This window comes from Streptomyces sp. NPDC088350, from assembly GCF_044753545.1.
In the GTDB taxonomy this organism is placed as follows: Bacteria; Actinomycetota; Actinomycetes; order Streptomycetales; family Streptomycetaceae; genus Streptomyces.
In genome coordinates this window covers 130,486-150,623 of sequence record NZ_JBIVNL010000007.1, presented here as the reverse complement: position 1 = coordinate 150,623, position 20,138 = coordinate 130,486, and the positions used below count along the sequence as shown (strand labels likewise).

Annotated in this window: 21 protein-coding genes and 1 riboswitch; of the genes, 11 read left to right on the top strand and 10 right to left on the bottom strand. The window is 71.5% G+C overall.

Annotation, left to right across the window (positions count from 1 at the left end):
* Positions 1-17: 17 nt before the first annotated feature.
* The 3 genes from ACIQBL_RS25290 to ACIQBL_RS25280 all read right to left on the bottom strand — a co-directional run bounded on the left by ACIQBL_RS25290 (position 18) and on the right by ACIQBL_RS25280 (position 2,271).
* Positions 18-413 (bottom strand): DUF3040 domain-containing protein, encoded by a 396-nt coding sequence (locus ACIQBL_RS25290; RefSeq protein ID WP_401945195.1) that lies wholly within the window; start codon positions 411-413, stop codon positions 18-20.
* A 276-nt stretch (positions 414-689) separates the two neighbouring features.
* Positions 690-1,460 (bottom strand): methyltransferase, encoded by a 771-nt coding sequence (locus ACIQBL_RS25285; protein ID WP_401945194.1) that lies wholly within the window; start codon positions 1,458-1,460, stop codon positions 690-692.
* A gap of 271 nt (positions 1,461-1,731) precedes the next feature.
* Positions 1,732-2,271: an SAV_6107 family HEPN domain-containing protein gene (locus ACIQBL_RS25280; RefSeq protein WP_401945193.1), complete on the bottom strand. Its 540-nt coding sequence runs from the start codon at positions 2,269-2,271 to the stop codon at positions 1,732-1,734.
* Between the two features lie 180 nt (positions 2,272-2,451).
* Here ACIQBL_RS25280 and ACIQBL_RS25275 point away from each other — a divergent pair, with 180 nt between their 5' ends.
* The 5 genes from ACIQBL_RS25275 (at position 2,452) to ACIQBL_RS25255 (ending at position 8,457) form a co-directional block, all read left to right on the top strand.
* Positions 2,452-3,144, top strand: coding sequence for an ATP-binding cassette domain-containing protein (locus ACIQBL_RS25275; protein WP_401945192.1), 693 nt, complete (start codon positions 2,452-2,454; stop codon positions 3,142-3,144).
* A complete protein-coding gene (locus ACIQBL_RS25270; RefSeq protein ID WP_401945191.1) occupies positions 3,116-5,200 on the top strand; it encodes a YhgE/Pip family protein in 2,085 nt (694 codons plus the stop codon). The genes ACIQBL_RS25275 and ACIQBL_RS25270 overlap by 29 nt, the downstream gene beginning before the upstream one ends.
* 62 nt (positions 5,201-5,262) lie before the next feature.
* Positions 5,263-5,892 carry a TetR/AcrR family transcriptional regulator gene (locus ACIQBL_RS25265; RefSeq protein WP_401945190.1) on the top strand — a complete coding sequence of 210 codons (630 nt, stop codon included), beginning with the start codon at positions 5,263-5,265 and terminating at the stop codon, positions 5,890-5,892.
* A 381-nt stretch (positions 5,893-6,273) separates the two neighbouring features.
* Positions 6,274-6,900: a DUF4126 domain-containing protein gene (locus tag ACIQBL_RS25260; protein WP_401945189.1), complete on the top strand. Its 627-nt coding sequence runs from the start codon at positions 6,274-6,276 to the stop codon at positions 6,898-6,900.
* A gap of 45 nt (positions 6,901-6,945) precedes the next feature.
* A complete protein-coding gene (locus ACIQBL_RS25255) occupies positions 6,946-8,457 on the top strand; it encodes a phytoene desaturase family protein (protein WP_401945188.1) in 1,512 nt (503 codons plus the stop codon).
* A gap of 23 nt (positions 8,458-8,480) precedes the next feature.
* On the opposite strand, the gene ACIQBL_RS25250 is transcribed toward ACIQBL_RS25255, so the two are convergent.
* From ACIQBL_RS25250 to ACIQBL_RS25230, 5 genes are all read right to left on the bottom strand, one after another.
* On the bottom strand, positions 8,481-9,485 hold the full coding sequence (locus ACIQBL_RS25250; RefSeq protein ID WP_401945187.1) for a hypothetical protein: 1,005 nt from the start codon (positions 9,483-9,485) through the stop codon (positions 8,481-8,483).
* A gap of 56 nt (positions 9,486-9,541) precedes the next feature.
* On the bottom strand, positions 9,542-10,465 hold the full coding sequence (gene metF, locus ACIQBL_RS25245; RefSeq protein ID WP_401945186.1) for a methylenetetrahydrofolate reductase [NAD(P)H]: 924 nt from the start codon (positions 10,463-10,465) through the stop codon (positions 9,542-9,544).
* Positions 10,466-10,578: 113 nt separating this feature from the next.
* Entirely contained in the window at positions 10,579-11,238 is a 660-nt protein-coding gene (thiE, locus tag ACIQBL_RS25240; protein WP_401945185.1) for a thiamine phosphate synthase, read from the bottom strand.
* Between the two features lie 91 nt (positions 11,239-11,329).
* Positions 11,330-11,701 carry an Rv2175c family DNA-binding protein gene (locus ACIQBL_RS25235; protein WP_317885695.1) on the bottom strand — a complete coding sequence of 124 codons (372 nt, stop codon included), beginning with the start codon at positions 11,699-11,701 and terminating at the stop codon, positions 11,330-11,332.
* A 64-nt stretch (positions 11,702-11,765) separates the two neighbouring features.
* Positions 11,766-12,995 (bottom strand): NAD(P)/FAD-dependent oxidoreductase, encoded by a 1,230-nt coding sequence (locus ACIQBL_RS25230; RefSeq protein WP_401945184.1) that lies wholly within the window; start codon positions 12,993-12,995, stop codon positions 11,766-11,768.
* Between the two features lie 92 nt (positions 12,996-13,087).
* A riboswitch (TPP riboswitch) is annotated at positions 13,088-13,199 on the top strand.
* Here ACIQBL_RS25230 and thiO point away from each other — a divergent pair.
* The 5 genes from thiO to ACIQBL_RS25205 all read left to right on the top strand — a co-directional run bounded on the left by thiO (position 13,197) and on the right by ACIQBL_RS25205 (position 18,393).
* Positions 13,197-14,360, top strand: a complete 1,164-nt coding sequence (gene thiO, locus ACIQBL_RS25225) for a glycine oxidase ThiO (RefSeq protein ID WP_401945183.1) — start codon at positions 13,197-13,199, stop codon at positions 14,358-14,360. Its footprint overlaps the riboswitch before it by 3 nt.
* Complete coding sequence (gene thiS, locus ACIQBL_RS25220) at positions 14,357-14,557, top strand: sulfur carrier protein ThiS (protein WP_401945182.1); 201 nt, start codon at positions 14,357-14,359, stop codon at positions 14,555-14,557. The genes thiO and thiS overlap by 4 nt, the downstream gene beginning before the upstream one ends.
* Positions 14,558-14,560: 3 nt before the next feature.
* Positions 14,561-15,355: a thiazole synthase gene (locus tag ACIQBL_RS25215; protein ID WP_401945181.1), complete on the top strand. Its 795-nt coding sequence runs from the start codon at positions 14,561-14,563 to the stop codon at positions 15,353-15,355.
* A 175-nt stretch (positions 15,356-15,530) separates the two neighbouring features.
* The gene (gene pknB / locus ACIQBL_RS25210; RefSeq protein ID WP_401945180.1) at positions 15,531-17,465 is read left to right on the top strand and encodes a Stk1 family PASTA domain-containing Ser/Thr kinase; all 1,935 of its coding nucleotides are present in this window, start codon (positions 15,531-15,533) and stop codon (positions 17,463-17,465) included.
* 34 nt (positions 17,466-17,499) lie between these two features.
* A complete protein-coding gene (locus ACIQBL_RS25205) occupies positions 17,500-18,393 on the top strand; it encodes a deoxyribonuclease IV (protein WP_401945179.1) in 894 nt (297 codons plus the stop codon).
* A 33-nt stretch (positions 18,394-18,426) separates the two neighbouring features.
* Here the strand turns inward: ACIQBL_RS25205 and ACIQBL_RS25200 are convergent, their stop codons facing one another.
* Positions 18,427-19,041 carry a sulfite oxidase-like oxidoreductase gene (locus ACIQBL_RS25200; RefSeq protein ID WP_401945178.1) on the bottom strand — a complete coding sequence of 205 codons (615 nt, stop codon included), beginning with the start codon at positions 19,039-19,041 and terminating at the stop codon, positions 18,427-18,429.
* 158 nt (positions 19,042-19,199) lie between these two features.
* On the opposite strand from ACIQBL_RS25200, the gene bfr reads away from it, so the two are divergent.
* Positions 19,200-19,676, top strand: a complete 477-nt coding sequence (gene bfr, locus ACIQBL_RS25195; protein WP_317885067.1) for a bacterioferritin — start codon at positions 19,200-19,202, stop codon at positions 19,674-19,676.
* A gap of 6 nt (positions 19,677-19,682) precedes the next feature.
* On the opposite strand, the gene ACIQBL_RS25190 is transcribed toward bfr, so the two are convergent.
* Positions 19,683-19,916 (bottom strand): bacterioferritin-associated ferredoxin, encoded by a 234-nt coding sequence (locus ACIQBL_RS25190; RefSeq protein ID WP_381242025.1) that lies wholly within the window; start codon positions 19,914-19,916, stop codon positions 19,683-19,685.
* Positions 19,917-20,138 lie beyond the last annotated feature (222 nt).

Below are 20,138 nucleotides of genomic sequence, written 5' to 3'. Positions count from 1 at the left end.
TGCGGGGCCGGGTGGTGCTACTGGCCCTGTTGCTCGTCGCGGCGGCGCTGCCAGCGCTGCTCGATACGATCCATCACCGAGCGGCGCTGCCGTCCCTGACGGCGGGCGTGCGGAGCGCCTGCTGCGGGCTGTTCGCCAGGCTTGGGGGCCTTGCGCCAGCCGGTCACAGCGAGTACCGCACAGCCCAGCATGACGAGGAATCCCACCACGCTGACCCAGATCTGCAGGGTGACCATTCCGGCGATGAGGAGCGCGATACCCACAAGGAAGCCGGCGACCGCCTGATAGACCCGTCGCCGGGTGAACGTCCGCAGCCCGTTTCCCTCAAGCGCTGTCGCGAACTTGGGGTCTTCGGCGTACAGCGCTCGCTCCATCTGCTCAAGCATTCGCTGCTCGTGCTCCGAGAGCGGCACGGCGTCCTCCTCATCGTGCAGTCGCCGGGGCGACCCGGGGGTCCCTTCAGGATAGGCAGGGAATCGCCCCCGTGAAACCCGCCCCTCTACGCCAATTGACCAACCGGAATCCGTCATGGCCGTTCCGGCTCGCTGAAGCTTCCATTCCCCAGCGGCCGTCCCGTCATGCCGGGCGGTCTCCCTCGATCATACGGCGCCGGACCCGCGATCGGGGGGCCTGTGGCGTACTCCATGTGCCGCCGAGCCCCTGATCAGGGGTCCGGCACGGGAGGCCACTCACGCCTCGCGGGCACCCCGCGTCTCGCCGAGCACATGAAGCTGCGTGGCCACGGAGTGGAACGCGGACAGCTCGGCCACCGCGGCCTCCAGTTTCAGCAGCGCGTCGAGGGCGCCGGGCTCGGTGTCCACGAGCACACCGGGCACCAGGTCGGCGAAGACGCGCACACCGTGCACGGCGCCGACGTCGAGGCCCGCGCCCTCGACGAACGCGGCGAGCTGCTCGGCGGTGAAGCGGTGCGGTACGGGGTCGCCCGCACCCCAGCGGCCGTTCGGGTCGTCGAGGGCCTGCTTGGCCTCCTTGAAGTGGCCGGCCAGGGCGCGCGCGAGGACGGCACCGCCGAGCCCGGCGGCGAGCAGGCTCAGGACGCCCTCGGGACGCAGGGCGGCCACCACGGTGCGGACGCCCTCGGCGGGGTCGTCCACGTACTCCAGGACGCCGTGGCACAGCACCGCGTCGTAGCCGCCGCGCTCGACCACGTCGAAGAGGCCGTGCGCGTCGCCCTGGACGCCCTGCACGCGGTCGGCGACACCGGCCTCGGCGGCGCGGCGCTCCAGCGCGAACAGCGCGTTCGGGCTGGGGTCGACGACGGTGACGCGGTGACCGAGGCGGGCGACGGGCACCGCGAAGTTGCCGCTGCCGCCTCCGGTGTCCAGGACGTCCAGCGCGTCCCGCCCCGTGGCCTTGACCCGGCGGTCGAGGGCGTCCTGAAGGACGTCCCAGACCACGGCGGTACGGAGGGAGGCGCGGGGGCGGCTCGGGTCCGACACGGCAGTTGACTCCTCGGCGCGGCACCGCCTGTGCACGGCGGAGCGAACGGGCTGCCTCCCCCGGCCCGGGTGCGGGCGGAGAGAAGGCTTCAGGCGCCTTCCACCCTATTGCCTCCGGTGCCGTAGCTGGTCACGTGTCTCGCGCGGAAGCGCTCCGCTGGCAGGAGCGGTGATGAACCTGCCGGCCGGTGGGGGCTGGGCGCGCGCACGCGGCGGAGCCGCATATCGATACAGCCTCGCGCCCCTTTGGGGCGTTCCACCTCACCGGCGTTCATCCCGCTCGGTCCCCCGGTCGCTCCGGGTCCTGGCGTGGCTGGGGGAGGATTGGTTGGAGGACGAGCATCCGCTCCACCAGGCGCAGGAACATCGCCACGTCGCGTATGAGGTCGTCGGCGTCCCGGCGGGTCGCCGCGCCCTGGATTCCCGCCTCGGCCCGCGCGCGGCGCCGGGCGCCGGAGGCGAACAGGGCGCTCCACTCGGTGAGTTCGGGCGCGATCTCGGGGAGCACCTCCCAGGCGCTGCGGATGCGGGCCCGGCGCCGGGTGGCGGGCTCGGGGTGAACCCGCGCGGCGAGCACCGCGGCGGCGGTGCGCAGCGCGGCCAAGTGGGCCGTCGCATAACGCTCGTTCGGCGTTTCGAGGACCGCTGCCTCGTCCAGTCCTGCGCGGGCCTGGGCGAGGAGGTCGAGGGCGGCGGGCGGGGCCGTGGCCCGGCGGAGCACGGGGTGCACGTCGCTCGCCGGGCCGGTCAGTGAGGGGGCAGGGCCGACGGCGCGGCGCCGACGGGCGGCGGCTGCGGACGGGTGGGCCATGACGAACCTCCTGTCGTCGTGTGACGGCACGCCCAGTCAGGTAGTGCCGTATGTGCCCATCGTGAGGTATGGCACTGACAATCCGTTCTGACCTGCGCTTTTGCTTCGATCGAAGGTTCGCGTTAGTTTTTGCACTGACCAGTCAGTTCAAAAGATTCCGGCAACGGGGGATGGGGAACCGTGGGTGGGGTCGGTGTCACGGCCGAGGACTTCGGGCTCAGGGGGCCGCGCGGCTGGGCGTTCCGGGGGATCTCCCTGGACGCCGGGCCCGGCGCGCTGATCGCCGTCGAGGGGCCGTCCGGATCCGGGCGTACGAGCCTGCTGCTCGCGCTCGCCGGGCGGATGAAGGCGTCCGAAGGGACCGCCTCCGTGGGCGGGTTCACGCTGCCGAAGCAGGCGACGGCCGTACGCCGGGTCAGCGCGGTGGCCAATGTCGCCGGGGTCACCGACCTCGATCCGGCGCTGACCGTCGGCGAGCATCTGCGCGAACGGGCGCTGCTGCAACGGCGGTTCGGGGACTCCGTACGCGGGTTGCTGCGGCCCCGGTCCGAGCGGGCGGTCGAGGCGGGGCTGCGGATCGAGCGGGCGCTGGCCGCCGCCGGTCTCGACCGCGAGGCGCTGCCCAAGGGGTCGCGGACCGCCGTACGGGATCTGGAACGGCCGCAGGAGTTGCGGCTGTCCATCGCGCTGGCGCTCGTCGGGCGGCCGGCGCTGCTCGGGGTGGACGATGTCGATCTCAAGCTGTCGGACGCCGAACGGGACGAGATCTGGGACCTGTTGAGGTCCCTCGCGGATTCCGGAACGACAGTGGTGGCGGTGTCCACCGAGGGGACGGAGAAGGCCGATGCACGCGCCACGACTGGCCGCGCTTGAGCTGAAGCGCTTCGGCAGGGGAAAGCTGCCGCGCGCGGCGCTCGTCGCCCTCCTGCTGCTGCCGCTGCTGTACGGCGCCCTGTACCTGTGGTCCTTCTGGGACCCGTACGGCCGCCTGGACCGCATCCCCGTGGCGCTCGTCAACGACGACAAGGGGGCGACCGCCGACGGGAAGAAGCTCACCGCGGGCGACAGCATCACCGAGGGGCTGCGCGACAGCAGGACCTTCGACTGGCACGAGGTGAGTGCGGCCACCGCGCGGAAAGGCGTCGAGGACGGGACGTACTACCTGTCGCTGACCATGCCGGCCGACTTCAGCAAGCGCATCGCCTCCAGCGCGGGCGACTCCCCGGAGACGGGCGCTCTCCAGGTGCGGACGAACGACGCGAACAACTACATCGTCGGGCAGATCTCCCGGACGGTGTTCAGCGAGGTGCGGACGGCCGCCTCCACCAAGGCCTCGCGGACCTTCCTGGACCGGATCTTCGTCTCGTTCTCCGACATCCACGGTGAGACGGTGAAGGCCGCGAACGGCGCCTACAAGCTCAAGGGCGGCATCGGGACGGCCGAGGAGGGTTCCAAGAAGCTCGCCGACGGCCTGAAGGACGCCAAGAAGGGCAGCGGCAAGCTGTCCACGGGCCTGAAGAAGCTCGACACGGGCGCGGGCGACCTGGCGGACGGTTCGCAGCGGGTCGCGGCGGGGACACAGACCCTCGCCGACAAGGTCAACGGGGTCGCCGGCAAGGTGGGGCCCTTCCTGAAGGACAACGAGAAGACCATCGGGGACACGGCCCAGTTGGTCGCCGACTCGGCCAGGACGATCCGCGCCAACCTGGGCACCCTGGTGAAGGCGGCTCCGGTCGCCGCCAAGGGCGCGCACGCGGCCTCGGACACGCTGGACGAGGTCTACAGGGCGCGCTGCGAGACCGCCGTCCTGGCGGACGCCGCCTGTCCCGACCTGAAGAAGGCCGCTCAGGCCGCCTCGGACGTGGCGAAGGTCGCCGACGACGTCAACAGCCTGGTCGCCGATCAGGACGGCGACCTGAAGAAGCTCGACGCGAACCTCGGCACGCTCCAGACGCAGGCCCAGGCGCTCGCCGACCGCGCCCCGCGCCTCGCCGAGGACCTCGACGACGCGGTGGCCAGGATCAACAAGCTGAACGACGGTGCCGGGAAGGTCGCCGCGGGCGCCAAGACCCTGCACTCCGGGCTCGGCACGGCCAGGACCGGCGCCACGAACCTGGATGCCGGCATCGGCAAGCTCAAGACCGGTGCCGCGGACCTGAACGGCGGCCTGTACAAGCTCGTCGACGGCTCCGGGAAGCTCGCCGGCGGTCTGCACGACGGCGCCGCGCAGATCCCGGACTACGACAAGCAGGACCGCGACCAGCGCACCGGCGTCATGGCCGACCCGGTCCGACTGGCCTCCCAGGATCTGCACAAGGCGCCCAACTACGGCACCGGATTCGCCCCGTACTTCATCCCGCTGTCCCTGTGGGTGGGCGCGATGGTGGCCTACATGCTGATCGCGCCCATGAACCGGCGCGCGCTCGCCGCCGGTGCCTCGGCCTGGCGGATCGCCCTCGCGGGCTGGCTGCCGGTGGTGGCGGTCGGGGTGCTCCAGACGGTGGCCCTGATGGCCGTACTGCACTGGGCGATCGGCCTGGAGATGGCACACGCGGCCGGGACGGTCGGGTTCCTGTTCCTGGTGACGGCGTGCTTCGCGGCCCTCGTCCAGTGGCTGAACGCACGCTTCGGGGCGGCGGGCCGGATCCTCGTACTCGCCCTGCTGATGCTCCAGTTGACATCGGCGGGCGGCACCTATCCGGTGCAGACCAGCCCCGGTTTCTTCAACGCGATCCACCCCTTCCTGCCGATGAGTTACATCGTCGAGGCACTGCGGAGGCTCATCACGGGCGGTGGCCTCGAACCCGTGTGGCACGCGTGCGTGGTGCTCACCGCGTTCACCGCGGGCGCCCTCGCGCTGACCGCGCTGTCCGCGCGCCGCCGCCAGGTGTGGACGCTGGACCGACTGCATCCGGAGCTGAGCCTGTGACCTCCCTGGGGACCTCGGCACCCGTGCCCGGCTCGGGTGCCGGGCCTGTGACAATCAGGCCCATGGAAAGCAGCAGCACCCCGTCGGGCGGCAGCACACGCCGCGAGGCCACCCGGCAGAAGCTCTACGAGGCGGCCGTCACGCTCATCGCCGAACAGGGCTTCTCCGCCACCACGGTGGACGAGATCGCCGAGCGTGCCGGAGTCGCGAAAGGCACCGTCTACTACAACTTCGCGAGCAAGTCCGTCCTCTTCGAGGAGTTGCTGCGGCACGGCGTGGGCCTCCTCACGGCCTCCCTCAAGGAGGCCGCCGAGCAGACGGAGCGGGACGGCGGCAGCAAGGTCGACGCCCTGGACGCGATGATCCGCGCGGGCCTCGGCTTCATCGCCCGCTACCCGTCCTTCACCCAGCTGTATGTGGCCGAGCTGTATCGCACCAACCGTGCCTGGCAGTCCACCCTCATGGTGGTGCGCCAGCAGGTGAACGCGGCCATCGAGGATGTGCTGCACGCGGGCGTGGCGGGCGGCGAGTTCAGCCCTGAGATCGATGTCCGGCTGACGGCGGCGGCGCTGGTAGGGATGGTCCTGGTGGCCGCCCTGGACTGGCAGTCGTTCCAGCCGGAGCGCTCCCTGGACGACGTCCACTCGGCGCTGTCCCGGCTGCTCCAGGGGCGGGTGAGCGGGGACCGCTGAAGGCGGCACACAAGAAGGGCACACACAGAAGCGCCGGTCCGCTGTGGCCGCGTCCCCCGCGGGCCACCTCGAACCGGCGCTCCCTTGTGCCTCCCCCGTACGTTCCCCCTGCTGGAACCCCCGTCGGTCAGTCCCCCGGGCTCCCCCGTGCCTCGCTTCCGCCGAGAATCCGGCGGAAGGAGCGGCCAAGGGCGCGGGCCCCGTTCCGCCGCCCCGTGTCGGCGGTACCGGAGCCGCGCCCCTTTCCGTGTCTCCACTCTCTCGTTCGCGCAGGTCGCACCCCATCCGCGCGCGTACTCATCTCACTCCCTAGGTACGGATACTCAGCCGTACGCACTCATGCCCAGGACGCCCTGTTGCCGAGTGGTTACTATCGCCTCCGTGTCCGTACTCCCCCTGGTCTTCACCAGCGGCTGGGCCAGCGGCGTCAACGCGTACGCGGTGGTGCTGCTGCTCGGGATCTTCGGAGCGACCGGGGTGACCGACGCGGTCCCCGAGTCGCTGCAACGCCCTGAGGTCCTCGTCACAGCGGGCGTGCTGTTCCTGTGCGAGGCGGTCGCCGACAAGATCCCCTACGTCGACTCCGTGTGGGACTCCGTGCACACGGTGATCCGGCCGACTGCCGGGGCATGGGTCGGGGCGGTGCTCGCCGGGCACAGCGGTTCACTGAACGACGTGGTCGCGGGGTTGGTCGGCGGTTCGACGGCGCTGGCCAGCCACACCGTCAAGGCCGGGACCCGGATGGCGATCAACACCTCGCCGGAGCCGTTCAGCAACGTGCTCATGAGCTTCGCCGAGGATCTCGGGGTCGGCGGGATCGTCTCGTTCGCGATGTTCCATCCCCGGGCCGCGGCGATCGTCGCGGCCGTGCTGCTGGTGGCCGGACTGACGGTCCTGTTCTTCCTGGTCTCGCGGATCCGGCGGTTCCTGCGCCGCCGGGCCCAGCGCCGGGAGGAGAAACGGCTGGCCACGCACGTGGGAGGGCCACCGGACCGGCCACCGTGGTGACGGCCCGTGACCGGACTGTCAGTGGCGGCCGATAAAGTCGCGGGCATGGGACGGATCGTGGTGATCGGCGCCGGCATGGGCGCGATGGCGGCCGCCGCCCGGCTGGCCGTCGCGGGCCACCGGGTGGCGGTGTACGAGCGTACGGAGACGTACGGCGGTGCGGTGCGCCGCTTCGAGCGGGACGGCTTCTCCTTCGACACCGGCCCCGGACTGCTGCCCGTGCCCGCGGTCTACCGCGACCTGTTCGTCAAGACCGGCAAGGAGCCGCTGGAGGACCTGGTCGAGCTGGTCCAGGTCGACCCGTCCTCGCGGCACGTCTTCGCGGACGGCACGGAGGTGTCGTTGCCGAACGCCTCCCGCGCGGGTGTCGTCACGGCCCTGGACGACACCCTGGGCGGCGACGCGGGTCAGCGCTGGGGCGACTTCCTGATCCGGGCCCGCGAGGCCTGGGACCGCACCCGCAGGCCCCTCCTGGAGGAGCCGCTGTGGACCGACTGGTCGGTGCTGGCGGAGCAGGAGCCCTATCCAGCGGTCCCGCACAAGAAACTGCTGCGCACGCGCCGGGCGAGCACCCTCGCCGAGATCGGCGCCTGGGAGCTGCGCGACGAACGCCTGACGGCCCTCCTGGAGAGCCACGCGCTCGCCCACGGCCTCCACCCCCGGACCGCTCCGGCGAGCGCGGCCGTGCTGCCGTACATGGAGCACGCCTTCGGCACCTGGTATGTGCGGGGCGGCATCCGGGAGTTGGCGCGCGCGGTGTACGAGCGGTGCGTGGCGAGAAGGGTCGAGTTCGTCTTCGGGGCCGAGGTCACCCGGGTCCTGGAGAAGGACGGGAGGGCTGCGGGAGTCGAGCTGGCCGACGGGACTCTGGTCGACGCGGACCATGTCGTCGCGGACGTGGACCCGGTGCGGCTGCGGGACCTGACGGAGCGTCCGCTGGACGAGGGCGGTGATGTGCGGGCCGACCCGGACTCACCCCGGCCGGTGCGGTTCACGCTGCTACTGGCCCTGCGTGGCCCGCGCGAGGCGGGAGCCGTCCACCGTACGGTCGTCCACGCCCCGGACCGCGAGGCCGAGTTGGACTTCCTGACCTCACCGGGCGGCGACGAGCCCCGCTGTCCCACGGTGACGGTGCTGCGCCCCGGGGACCCCGCGCTCACGCCGGACGGCGAGCACGAGTCCGTGGTGGTGTCCGCCGTGCTGTCGGGCGAGGCCGGCTGGGACGACGAGGGCACGGTCCGGCGCTGCACGGACTTCCTCCTCGAAGCCGCCGGGCGTGCCGTACCGGGGCTGCGGGAGCGCCTGTTGTGGCACGAGGTGCGCACCCCCGGGGACACGGAGAGTGAGACGGGGGCCCGCTTCGGGGCCGTGCCCGCGCCCTCGCTCGCCGCCGGGCGGGGCCGATTCCTGCACCCGGCGAACACCACGCGCCTGCCCGGTCTCCACCGGGTCGGCGGCTGGTCGCATCCCGGCGGCGGGCTCCCGCACGCCGGTATGTCGGGGGCACTGGTCGCCGGACTGATCGTGGAGGGGCCGGAGTTCAGAGGGTCTCAGTAGGGCTTCAGGGTTCGCAGCGGGCTTCAGAAACGGTACTGCTCGTCGTAGCCGGGGCCCGGCTGCGGCTGCTGCTGTCCGTTCTGGCCGTTGCCGTCGTACGGGTACTGCTGCTGATCCGGCGGGACTTCGCCGCCGTAGGTCTCGTCGTTGCGCTGCTGCGGGACCCACACCCCGCCGGCCGGGGTCTCGCCGACGTAACCGCCGGTGCCGTACTGGTCCTGGGGGTAGCCCTGTTGGGGGTACTGCTGCTGGCCGTCGTAGCCCGTGTCGTACGTGCCGCCGCCGTAGGTCTGGGTGCCGATGTACGGGTCGGAGTAGGCCGCGTACTGCTGCTGGCCGGTCGTGTCGTAGCCGTACTGCTGCTGGTCGTAGCCCGCGTAGGTGTTGTCGTAGCCGTAGTTCTGGTCGGCCGCCGCGTAGGCCTGGTCCTGGGTCTGGGCGGCTGCCGCCGCGGCGTAGGCCTGGTCCGCACCCGCGTAGTCGGGGTCGGCGGCGTTCGCGTACGCGGCGGCGCTGTACACGCCGTAGGAGCCGGTGTCGTCCGGCAGGGGCTGCGGCTCGTAGACCGAGGTGGTCTCGGCGGCCGTGGGGTCGAGGGGGCGGTTCGGGGTGAACACGTCGTCGCGGTCGTAGTCGTCGTCCTGGCCGTAGGCGGCCTTGCTCCGGCCGTACTCCTGGAAGCCGCTCTCGGCGCCTTCGAGGCCGGAGACCGCAGGGTTCGGGTCCTCCTCGTCCGGTTCGCCGCGGCGGCGCTTGGTGCCGCCCGCGCCGGGTAGACCGGAGACCGCCCAGCCTGCTTCGAAGCCGCGGCGGAACGAGAGGGTGACGTAGGTCTGGCCGACGGCGAAGGCCACCGCACCCAGTCCGATCACGACGACGGAGGGAATCAGCACTCCGATGACGACGCCCAGGAAGCCGACGAAAGCGAGCAGCCGCCAGCGCAGTCTCGCCTTGTACTGCAGCAACACCTCACCGAGCAACCACAGTGCGACGATGCCGAACGCGATGTAGAGGACCGTCCAGCCCATGTACGCCCCTCTCCCAGTGGCCGCTACGCAGTGTGTCGTATGTCCGGGCGGCCGGTCTAGGCCCGCGGTGGGTGGTGCAGGCCCAGGTTCTCGTAGATTTCCAGCGTCGCCGTGGAGTTGTTGAGCGTGATGAAGTGCAGACCTGGCACTCCCTCGGCCAGCAGCCGGGCGCAGAACTCCGTGGCGAAGTCGATCCCGATCGAGCGTACAGCGGCCGGATCGTCTTTGGCTGTGAGGATTCGCTCTTTCAGAGCGGCCGGGATGTCGGCGTTGCTGAGCTGCGGCAACCGCTCCAGCATCCGCACGCTGGTCACCGGCATGACCTCGGGGATGACCGGGGTGCCGCAGCCCGCGGCCTCGACACGGTCGCGCAGCCGAAGATACGACTCCGGGCGGAAGAACATCTGGGTGATCGCGTAGTCGGCGCCGGCCCGGCACTTGTCGACGAAGTGCGAGACGTCCGTGTCCCAGTCCGGGGAGCGCGGGTGCATCTCCGGGAAGGCGGCGACACCGACGCAGAAATCGCCCGACTCCTTGATGAGCCGGACCAGTTCGGCCGCGTACGTCAGTCCCTGCGGGTGCGCCACCCAGTCGGCCATGGGGTCGCCGGGCGGGTCGCCGCGCACGGCGAGGATGTTGCGGATCCCGGCGTCGGCGTACTGGCCGATGATGTTGCGCAGTTCGGCGACGGAGTGGTTGACCGCGGTGAGGTGGGCGACCGGGGTGAGCGTCGTGTCGGCGACGATCTGCTCGGTCTCCTTGACGGTGCCCGCGCGGGTCGAGCCGCCGGCGCCGTAGGTCACGGAGACGAAGTCGGGGGCGACCCCCTCGACCCTTCGCAGCGCGCTCCACAGGTTCCGCTCGCCCTTGGGGGTCTTCGGCGCGGAGAACTCGAACGAGTACGTCCCCTTGCCGGTCGCGAGCATGTCCCGCACGGTACGTGCGCGATCAGTCCTGGTGGATGCGGTTCCGAAGGCCATACCCGCAGGTTAGTCAGGGGGCGCCGGTCACCCAACCGGAACGGGGAATTTGCCTGGTTTGTCGCCCTCTTGTCCACCCATCGGACAACCGCGCGACCCCTGGACGGTCGCCGTCAGAGCTGCCGGAGCCGCTTGGCGAACTCCGCCGCCGCCGCTCCCGGGTCGCCGGCCTCCGTGATGGCCCGTACGACGACGACTCTGCGGGCGCCCGCTGCGAGCACCTCGTCGAGGTTGCCGAGGTCGATGCCGCCGATGGCGAACCAGGGGCGGTCGGTGCCGAGGGCGGCCGTGTACCGGACCAGGTCGAGGCCCGGGGCGTGGCGGCCGGGCTTGGTGGGAGTCGGCCAGCAGGGGCCGGTGCAGAAGTAGTCCACGCCCTCCTGGACCGCGGCTGCGGCGGCCTCCGACTCGGCATGCGTGGAGCGCCCGATCAGTACGTCGTCGCCGAGGATCGCGCGGGCCGCGGGGACCGGGAGGTCGCCCTGGCCCAGGTGCAGTACGTCGGCGCCGGCGGCGTGGGCGACGTCCGCGCGGTCGTTGACCGCGAGCAGCCTGCCGTGCCGGGCGCAGGCGTCGGCGAACACCTGGAGGTGCTCCAGCTCCTCGGCGGCCTCCATGCCCTTGTCGCGCAGCTGCACGATGTCGACCCCGCCGGCCAGGACTGCGTCCAGGAACTCCGCGAGGTCGCCCTGGCGCCGACGTGCGTCCGTGCAGAGGTAGACCCGGGCGTCGGCGAGTTCCGCGCGAGCGGCGGTCGCGGCGGTGTCGGCCATGCGTGTGTCCCCCGTTGTCGTTGCGTGGTGGTCCTGCGTACGGGCCGCGCTGGAGCGTGGCCGCGGCCCGTACACCGGTCGGTCGTGCGGGTCAGACGGCGAGCGCCTGGGCGCGGCGCTTCACCTCCGTGCCGCGATTCTCGCTCAGCGCCTGCGCGGGCGTGCCGGGCAGGCTGGGGTCGGGGGTGAAGAGCCACTCGAGCATCTCTTCGTCGGAGAAGCCGTCGTCCCGCAGGAGCGTCAGGGTCCCCGTGAGGCCCTTGACGACCTTCTGCTCGGTCCCGTCGATGAAGGCGGCGGGGACGTGCAGCGCGCGGTTCTCACCACGGCGTACGGCGATGACTTGGCCGTCCTTGACCAGCTGCCGCACGCGTGTCACCTCGACATCGAGCATCTCTGCGATGTCGGGCAGCGTGAGCCAGGCGGGGACGAGAGCATCGATCTTTGCGTCAATCTCGGTCACGTAAACAGCGTGCCATCCCGGACTGACAGTCGGAAGTCGGGCCGGTCCGACCCGGGGGTTCGAACTAGGCGATAGCGGCCTTCATCGGGAGAGAAGGGTCCGCCAGCAGCTCGGGATTCATCGGGGTGCCCGACTCGATCATCCGGCGGCCCTGGGCCAGGTCGCGGGGGCGGCCGACGGCCAGGAGGGCCACCAGACGGCCTTCGCGCAGCCAGCACACGCTCCAGGCCGGGGTGGTCGGGTCACCGCGCCACAGGGTGGTGTCGGCGGACGCGTGGTGGCCCGCGTACTGGACGAAGCGGCCGAACTGCTCGGACCAGAAGTAGGGCACCGGGTCGTAGACCGCCGGCATCTCTCCGATGATGTTCGCGGCGACCGTGCGGGGGCCCTGGAGGGCGTTGTCCCAGTGGTGGACCAGAAGTCGCTCGCCGTACCTTCCCGAAGGGAAGGAGGCGCAGTCGCCGACCGCGTACACGTCCGGCACCGAGGTGCGCAGCCCCTCGTCGGCCAGGACCTCGCGGTGTGCGCCCAGTTCGATGCCGGCGCCCGTCAGCCAGGCGGTGGCGGGGCGGGCGCCGATGCCGACCACGACGGCGCCCGCGGGCAGCAGTGAGCCGTCGTCGAGCACCACCGCGCCGGGTTCGACGTGCTTCACGCGTGCGTGCGTCCGCAGTACGGCTCCGGCGTCGGCGTACCAGGCGGCCATCGGGGCGGCCACCTCGGCGGGCAGCGCGCCCGCGAGCGGCCGGTCGGCGGCCTCTACGACGGTCACCGCGCAGCCCGCCTCGCGCGCGGCCGTGGCGAACTCCGCGCCGATCCAGCCCGCGCCGACGACCACGATGTCGTGCTGCCGCGCGAGCACCGGCCGCAGCCGCTCGGCGTCGTCCAGGGTGCGCAGCAGATGCACGCCGGGGACGCCGTCGGCGCCCGGCAGCCGGATCGGTTCGGCGCCGGTGGCGAGCACGAGGACGTCGTAGGGCACCGGGCCCTCGGCGGTGTCCAGTTCGTGGTCGGCGGGGCGTACGCCCAACACCTCGCGCCCCAGCCGCACTTCGATGCCGAGCGCCTCGAAGTCGACGTCGAAGGCGGAGCCCTCGGCCTTGCCGAGCAGGACGGCCTTGGACAGCGGCGGCCGGTCGTAGGGCTGATGGGGTTCCGCGCCGATCAGTGTGACGGTGCCGGTGAAGCCCTGATCCCGCAGGGCGACGGCGGTCTGCACCCCGGCCATGCCCGCGCCGACGACGACCACGCGCCGTACCGCCACCGCACCCTGTTCCCGCGTCTGCTCGCTCACCCGATCACCATAGACACCTGACAATTCGTCAGTCAGGGGGCGCGTGAGGTGACCTGTTCCACAATGCCGACGGCGGGCTAGGCTGGCCAAGGTAAAGCACTCGCGGGAGTCCGGACGTACCGGGCTGAGAGGGAGGCTGGCGGCCTCCGACCGTACGAACCTGATCCGGGTCATGCCGGCGAAGGGAGGGGCTGGACGCCCATGCCTGCACGTACGTCAGACGTCCTCGTCGTCGGGGGCGGAATCATCGGACTGGTCACGGCCTGGCGCGCGACGCGACGCGGGTTCGCCACGGCCGTCGTGGACCCGGGGCCGGGCGGCGGCGCCGCGCAGGTGGCCGCCGGCATGCTGGCCGCCGTAACGGAACTGCACCACGGCGAACAGACCCTGCTCGCCCTCAATCTCGCCTCGGCGCACCGCTACCCGGACTTCGTCGCCGAGCTGACCGACCTCACCGGCCTCGACCTCGGCTATCGGCGCTGCGGCACCCTCGCCGTCGCCCTGGACGCCGACGACCGGGCCCATCTGCGCGAACTGCACGCCCTGCAGCACCAGTCGGGGCTCGACTCCGAGTGGCTGTCCGGGCGCGAGTGCCGGCGCCTGGAGCCGATGCTCGCGCCGGGCGTGCGCGGGGGGCTCAGGGTCGACGGCGACCACCAGGTCGACCCGCGGCGGCTCGCGGGGGCGCTGGTGGCCGCCTGCGAGCGTGCCGGGGTCGTCTTCCACCGGACCTGGGCCGAGCGGCTCACGGTCGAGCGGGACCGCGCCACGGGCGTCGTCACGCGCGAGGGCGAAGCGCTGGGCGCGGGCCAGGTGGTGCTCGCGGCCGGCAGCCTCAGCGGGCGGCTGAAGGGGGTCCCGGACGACGTCCTGCCGCCCGTACGGCCCGTGAAGGGACAGGTGCTGCGGCTGACCGTGCCGGAGCGGTACGCGCCGTTCCTGAACCGGACCGTGCGGGCCGTGGTGCGCGGCAGCCAGGTGTATCTGGTGCCGCGCGAGAACGGCGAGCTGGTCGTCGGCGCCACCAGCGAGGAACTGGGCTGGGACACCACGGTGACCGCGGGCGGCGTCTACGAACTGCTGCGCGACGCCCACGAGTTGGTCCCCGGGATCACCGAACTCCCGCTCACCGAGACCCGCGCCGGACTGCGCCCGGGGTCCCCCGACAACGCGCCGCTGCTCGGCCCGACCGAGTTGCCGGGACTGCTGCTGGCCACCGGGCACTACCGCAACGGCGTGCTGCTCACACCGGTCACCGGCGACGCCCTGGCACACGCGCTGGCCACCGGTGAACTCCCGGACGAGGCACGCCCGTTCACGCCGAAACGGTTCGGCGCCGGAGCACTCCTGGAGCAGCCCGTATGAACGTCTCCGTCAACGGGGAGCGCCGGGAGATCGCGCCCGGCACCGCTCTCGACACTCTCGTGCGTGCTCTGACCCCGGCTCCCTCCGGCGTGGCCGCCGCCCTCAACGAAACCGTCGTCCCGCGCGCGGAGTGGCCGTCGACGTCCCTCTCCGAGGGAGACCGCGTCGAGGTCCTCACCGCCGTCCAAGGAGGCTGACCCATGGCCGACGACCCCTTCGTCCTCGGTGGTACGTCCTTCACGTCCCGGCTGATCATGGGCACCGGAGGCGCGCCCAGCCTCGACGTCCTGGAGCGCGCGCTGGTGGCCTCCGGGACGGAGCTCACGACGGTCGCGATGCGGCGCGTCAACGCTTCCGTGCACGGTTCGGTGCTGTCCGTCCTGGAGCGGCTCGGCATCCGGGTGCTGCCCAACACCGCGGGCTGCTTCACGGCCGGCGAGGCGGTGCTGACGGCGCGGCTGGCGCGGGAGGCGCTGGGGACGGACCTGGTCAAGCTGGAGGTCATCGCGGACGAGCGGACACTGCTCCCGGACCCGATCGAGCTGCTCGACGCCGCCGAGACCCTGGTCGACGACGGCTTCACGGTGCTGCCGTACACGAACGACGATCCTGTGCTGGCGCGGAAGCTGGAGGACGTCGGGTGTGCGGCGATCATGCCGTTGGGGTCGCCGATCGGTTCCGGGCTCGGGATCCGCAACCCGCACAACTTCCAGTTGATCACCGAGCACGCGCGTGTACCGGTGATTCTGGACGCGGGGGCCGGTACGGCGTCCGACGCGGCGTTCGCGATGGAGCTGGGGTGTGCGGGGGTGATGCTTGCGTCGGCGGTGACGCGGGCGCGGGAACCGGTGTTGATGGCTTCGGCGATGCGGGGCGCTGTGGAGGCGGGGCGGTCGGCGTATCGGGCGGGGCGGATCCCCCGCCGGTATTTCGCCTCGGCGTCTTCTCCTGCGGAGGGGCTGGCACGGCTGGACCCGGAACGTCCGGCCTTCTGATCTCCCACCCGCGCGCCGCCCGTTTACGGTCGGCTGCAAAGTGGACCTCTCCTGTGGGGGTGCCTCGCCGCGGGAGGCTGCCCGTGCGTGGGATGCGTCACAGCTCCGCTGCAGTACCGCCCCGAAACTGGCCGAAAAGAGGGCGCTGTCAGTGTCGGCTCGTACACTCACCTGCGTGGATACGACCCTTCATGACCCTCTCGTCGGGCAGTTGCTCGACGGCCGGTATCGCGTCGACGCGCGGATCGCCGTCGGCGGGATGGCCACGGTCTACCGGGCCGTGGACACCCGCCTGGACCGGGTTCTCGCGCTCAAGGTGATGCACCCGACGCTGGCGGCCGACGCCACCTTCGTCGACCGGTTCATCCGCGAGGCCAAGTCGGTGGCACGGCTGGCTCATCCGAACGTGGTGCAGGTCTTCGACCAGGGCACCGACGGGTCGTACGTCTATCTGGCCATGGAGTACGTCGCCGGCTGCACCCTGCGGGACGTGCTGCGCGAGCGCGGGGCGCTGCAGCCGCGCGCCGCCCTCGACATCCTGGAGCCGGTGCTGGCCGCGCTGGGCGCCGCGCACCGGGCCGGGTTCGTGCACCGGGACATGAAGCCGGAGAACGTGCTCATAGGGGATGACGGCCGGGTCAAGGTCGCCGACTTCGGGCTGGTCAGGTCAGTCGACACGGTGACCAGCACCACAGGGTCGCTGCTCGGCACGGTGTCGTATCTCGCGCCGGAGCAGATCGAGGGCGGCACCGCCGACCCCCGGGTCGACGTGTACGCGTGCGGTGTCGTCCTGTACGAGATGCTGACCGGCCAGAAGCCGCACGACGGGGACTCCCCCGCGATCGTGCTCTACAAGCACCTGCACGAGGACGTCCCGCCGCCCTCGGCCGTCGTACCGGGTCTTGCGTACGCGCTGGACGAGCTGGTCGCCGCGGCCACCGCGCGCACCCCGGACATCCGGCCGTACGACGCGGTCGCGCTGTTCGGTCTGGTCCGCGAGGCACGGTCGGGGCTGCGCGACGAGCAGCTGGACGCGGTGCCGCCGCAGGCGCTGGCCTCGGAACATCCCCACGCCGAGAACCGCACGAGTGTGATCCCGCGCTCCCTGACCGTGCCCCGTCCGCTGCCCGTCAACGAGGACGACGAGCCCGGTGACCCGCTGAACCGGACCAGCCGGTTCGAGAGCGGGCCGCCGCTGCCGCCCCGGCGGCGCGACGCGCGGCGGCCCCGGCGCGGGCTGCTGGCGATCGTCGCCGCCGTACTGCTGATCATCGGGGTCGGGACGGGCGTCTGGTACATCAACTCCGGCCAGTTCACCAAGGTCCCGCCGCTGCTGGCGAAGACCGAGGCGCAGGCGAAGGAGCGGTTGCGGGAGGCGGGTCTCGACGTCAAGTCGGTCAAGCACGCCTACAGCGACACCGTGAAGCGCGGCACCGTCATCAGCACCGACCCGGTGGCCGGCGCCCGCATCAGGAACAACGACTCCGTGGCCCTGACCGTCTCCGACGGACCGGAGACCGTGAAGGTGCCCGATCTGACGGGCTACGTCCTGGACAAGGCGCAGGCCCTGCTGAAGCGGGACGGGCTGTCGGCCGGCATGGTCACCAAGGAGTTCAGCGACAGCGTCCCCAAGGGCTTCGTGATCAGCACGGACCCCGGGGCGGGCACGGAGCGCCACGCGGGCTCGGCGATAGCCCTGACCGTCAGCAAGGGCGCCGCGATCGACGTGCCCGACGTCACCGGTGAGGACCTGGACAACGCGAAGTCGGACCTCCAGGACGCCGGCCTGAAGGTGACGGTGTCGGCGACCGAGGTCAACTCCGAGTACGACGCGGGCCAGGTCGCCCAACAGACCCCGGCCGGCGACAGCCAGGCCGCCGACGGCGACACGGTGACGCTGACCCTGTCCAAGGGCCCGGAGATGGTCGAGGTCCCGAGCGTGGTCGGCGCCTCGGTCGACGCCGCGACGAAGCTCCTTGAGCAGTCCGGCTTCAAGGTCAAGGAGGACCGGGGTCTGCTCGGCCTGTTCGGCGACACCGTGAAGAGCCAGTCCGTGGACGCGGGCGAGCAGGCCCCCAAGGGGTCGACGATCACGATCACCATCCGGTGACGGGGGCGGCACGCGCGCGTGACACCCTGGACGGGTGAGCAGCGAGTCCCCTTCCAGCGCCCCCGAGTTCCCCTCCCGCAACCCGGTCGGCGGCCATGTCCCGGTCGCCGGCGGTCTCCACTCCGTGGGCCTGTCCTACGCCCGTGAGCTGGCCGCCGAGACCGTGCAGGTCTTCGTCGCCAACCCGCGCGGCTGGGCCACACCGGTCGGGAACCCGCGTCAGGACGAGGAGTTCCGCGCGGTCTGCGAGGCCGAGTCCATCCCGGCGTACGTGCACGCCCCGTACCTGATCAACTTCGGCTCGCACACCGAGGCGACGGTCGAGAAGTCGGTGGAGTCGCTGCGGCACTCGCTGCGGCGCGGGCGGGAGATCGGCGCGCTCGGCGTGGTCGTGCACACCGGGAGCGCGACGGGCGGGCGGGAGCGGTCCGTGGCGCTGGCGCAGGTGCGGGAGCGTCTGCTGCCGCTGCTCGACGAGTTGACCCACGACGACGATCCCTTCCTGCTCCTGGAGTCGACGGCCGGTCAGGGCGCCTCGCTCTGTTCACGGACCTGGGACTTCGGGCCGTACTTCGAGGCGCTGGACGCCCATCCGAAGCTGGGCGTCTGCCTGGACACGTGCCACATCTTCGCCGCGGGGCACGATCTGACCGGCCCGAGCGGCATGCACCAGACGCTCGACCTGCTGGTGGACACGGTCGGCGAGGGGCGGCTGAAACTGATCCATGCCAACGACTCCAAGGACGTCGTCGGCGCCCACAAGGACCGCCACGAGAACATCGGCTCCGGCCACATCGGCGAGGACCCGTTCCGTGCCCTGATGACCCACCCGGCGACCGCGGGCGTACCGCTGATCATCGAGACGCCGGGCGGCAAAGAAGGGCACGCGGCGGACGTGGAGCGGCTGAAGAAGCTCAGGGACTCATAGCGCCGAAGAGGCTTGCCCGGGCTCGGGAGCGGCTTACAGCTCCGGGCCCTCGCCGGGCCCCTCCTGGTACGAGTACCGCTGTTCCTTCCACGGATCCCCCACGTTGTGGTAACCGCGCTCCTCCCAGAACCCCCGCCGGTCCGCCGTCATGTACTCGACGCCCCGGACCCACTTCGGGCCCTTCCAGGCGTACAGGTGGGGGACGACCAGGCGGAGGGGGAAACCGTGTTCCGCGGTGAGGAGTTCGCCGTCCTTGTGGGTGGCGAAAATGGTGCCCTCGGCGGCGAAGTCGGCGAGGCGGAGGTTGGCGCTGAAGCCGTACTCCGCCCAGACCATGACATGGGTGACGGCCGGTGCCGGCGGGGCGGTCTCCAGGATCGTACGGGCGGGGATGCCGCCCCATTCGGCGCCGAGCATGCTGAACTTCGTGACGCAGTGCAGATCGGCCACGACCGAGTCGTAGGGCAGAGCCGTGAACTCGTCGTGGTTCCAGCAGTGCTTGCCGCCGTCGGCGGTGGCGCCGAAGACCCTGAACTCCCAGCGCTCGGGGCGGAACTTGGGCACCGGGCCGTAGTGGGTGACCGGCCAGCCGCGCTGGAGCCGCTGGCCCGGTGGCAGCTCGGACTGTTCGACCCCTCTCTGACCCATGACTCCATCCTGACAGACCGGGGGCGGTGCACATGACCGGCTCTGGGCGGATTCGGGCAACTCCTACTAAGCATGCACTTACTGGACGATCTCTTCGCGCCGGTGCAATCATGCGGCGCAACCCGCCAGTTCCCCCTGTTTTGGAAGGAGCCTCTGCGATGCAGGGCGACCCCGAGGTCCTCGAGTTCCTGAACGAGCAGCTCACCGGTGAGCTGACCGCGATCAACCAGTACTGGCTGCACTACCGCATCCAGGACAACAACGGCTGGACCAAGCTCGCCAAGTACACGCGTGAAGAGTCCATCGATGAGATGAAGCACGCGGACAAGATCACCGAGCGCATCCTGATGCTCGACGGTCTGCCGAACTACCAGCGGCTGTTCCATGTCCGGGTCGGTCAGACGGTCACCGAGATGTTCCAGGCGGACCGGCAGGTGGAGGTCGAGGCGATCGACCGGCTCAAGCGCGGCATCGAGGTGATGCGCGCGAAGGGCGACGTCACGTCCGCGAACATCTTCGAGGACATCCTCGAGGACGAGGAGCACCACATCGACTACCTCGACACGCAGCTCCAGCTGATCGAGCAGCTCGGCGAGGCGCTCTACATCGCGCAGCAGATCGAGCAGCCCAGCTAGGACCCGCTAGGCGGCTTCCTCCAGTTCGGCGAGCACCGGCTCGCCCTGGTCGGCCAGCTCACGGCGCGGGCAGGCACCCCTGCCCAGCAGCGCCTGGATACGCCGTACGCACGATCCGCAGTCGGTGCCCGCCTTGCAGGCCGACGCTATCTGCCGGGGGGTGCAGGCACCGCCCTCCGCGTGCTTCGCGACCTGCGCCTCGGTCACACCGAAGCAGTTGCAGACGTACACGCGGGTCACCTCCCGTGCGGGATCGAAGGAGTCGTGCCGTCCCGATAATCGGTGAGGCTAACCTAACCTTACCCGCTGCGCGGGTGTCGCAAAAGTGGCGGGGGGGGGGGGGGGGGGGGGGGGGGGGGCGCCCCCCCCCCCCCCCGGGGGGGGGGCCCCCCGGCGGGGGGGGCCCCCCCGCCGCTCCATGACCGGGGCAACTCCCCCTGGACACAGCGAAGGCGGGTCATC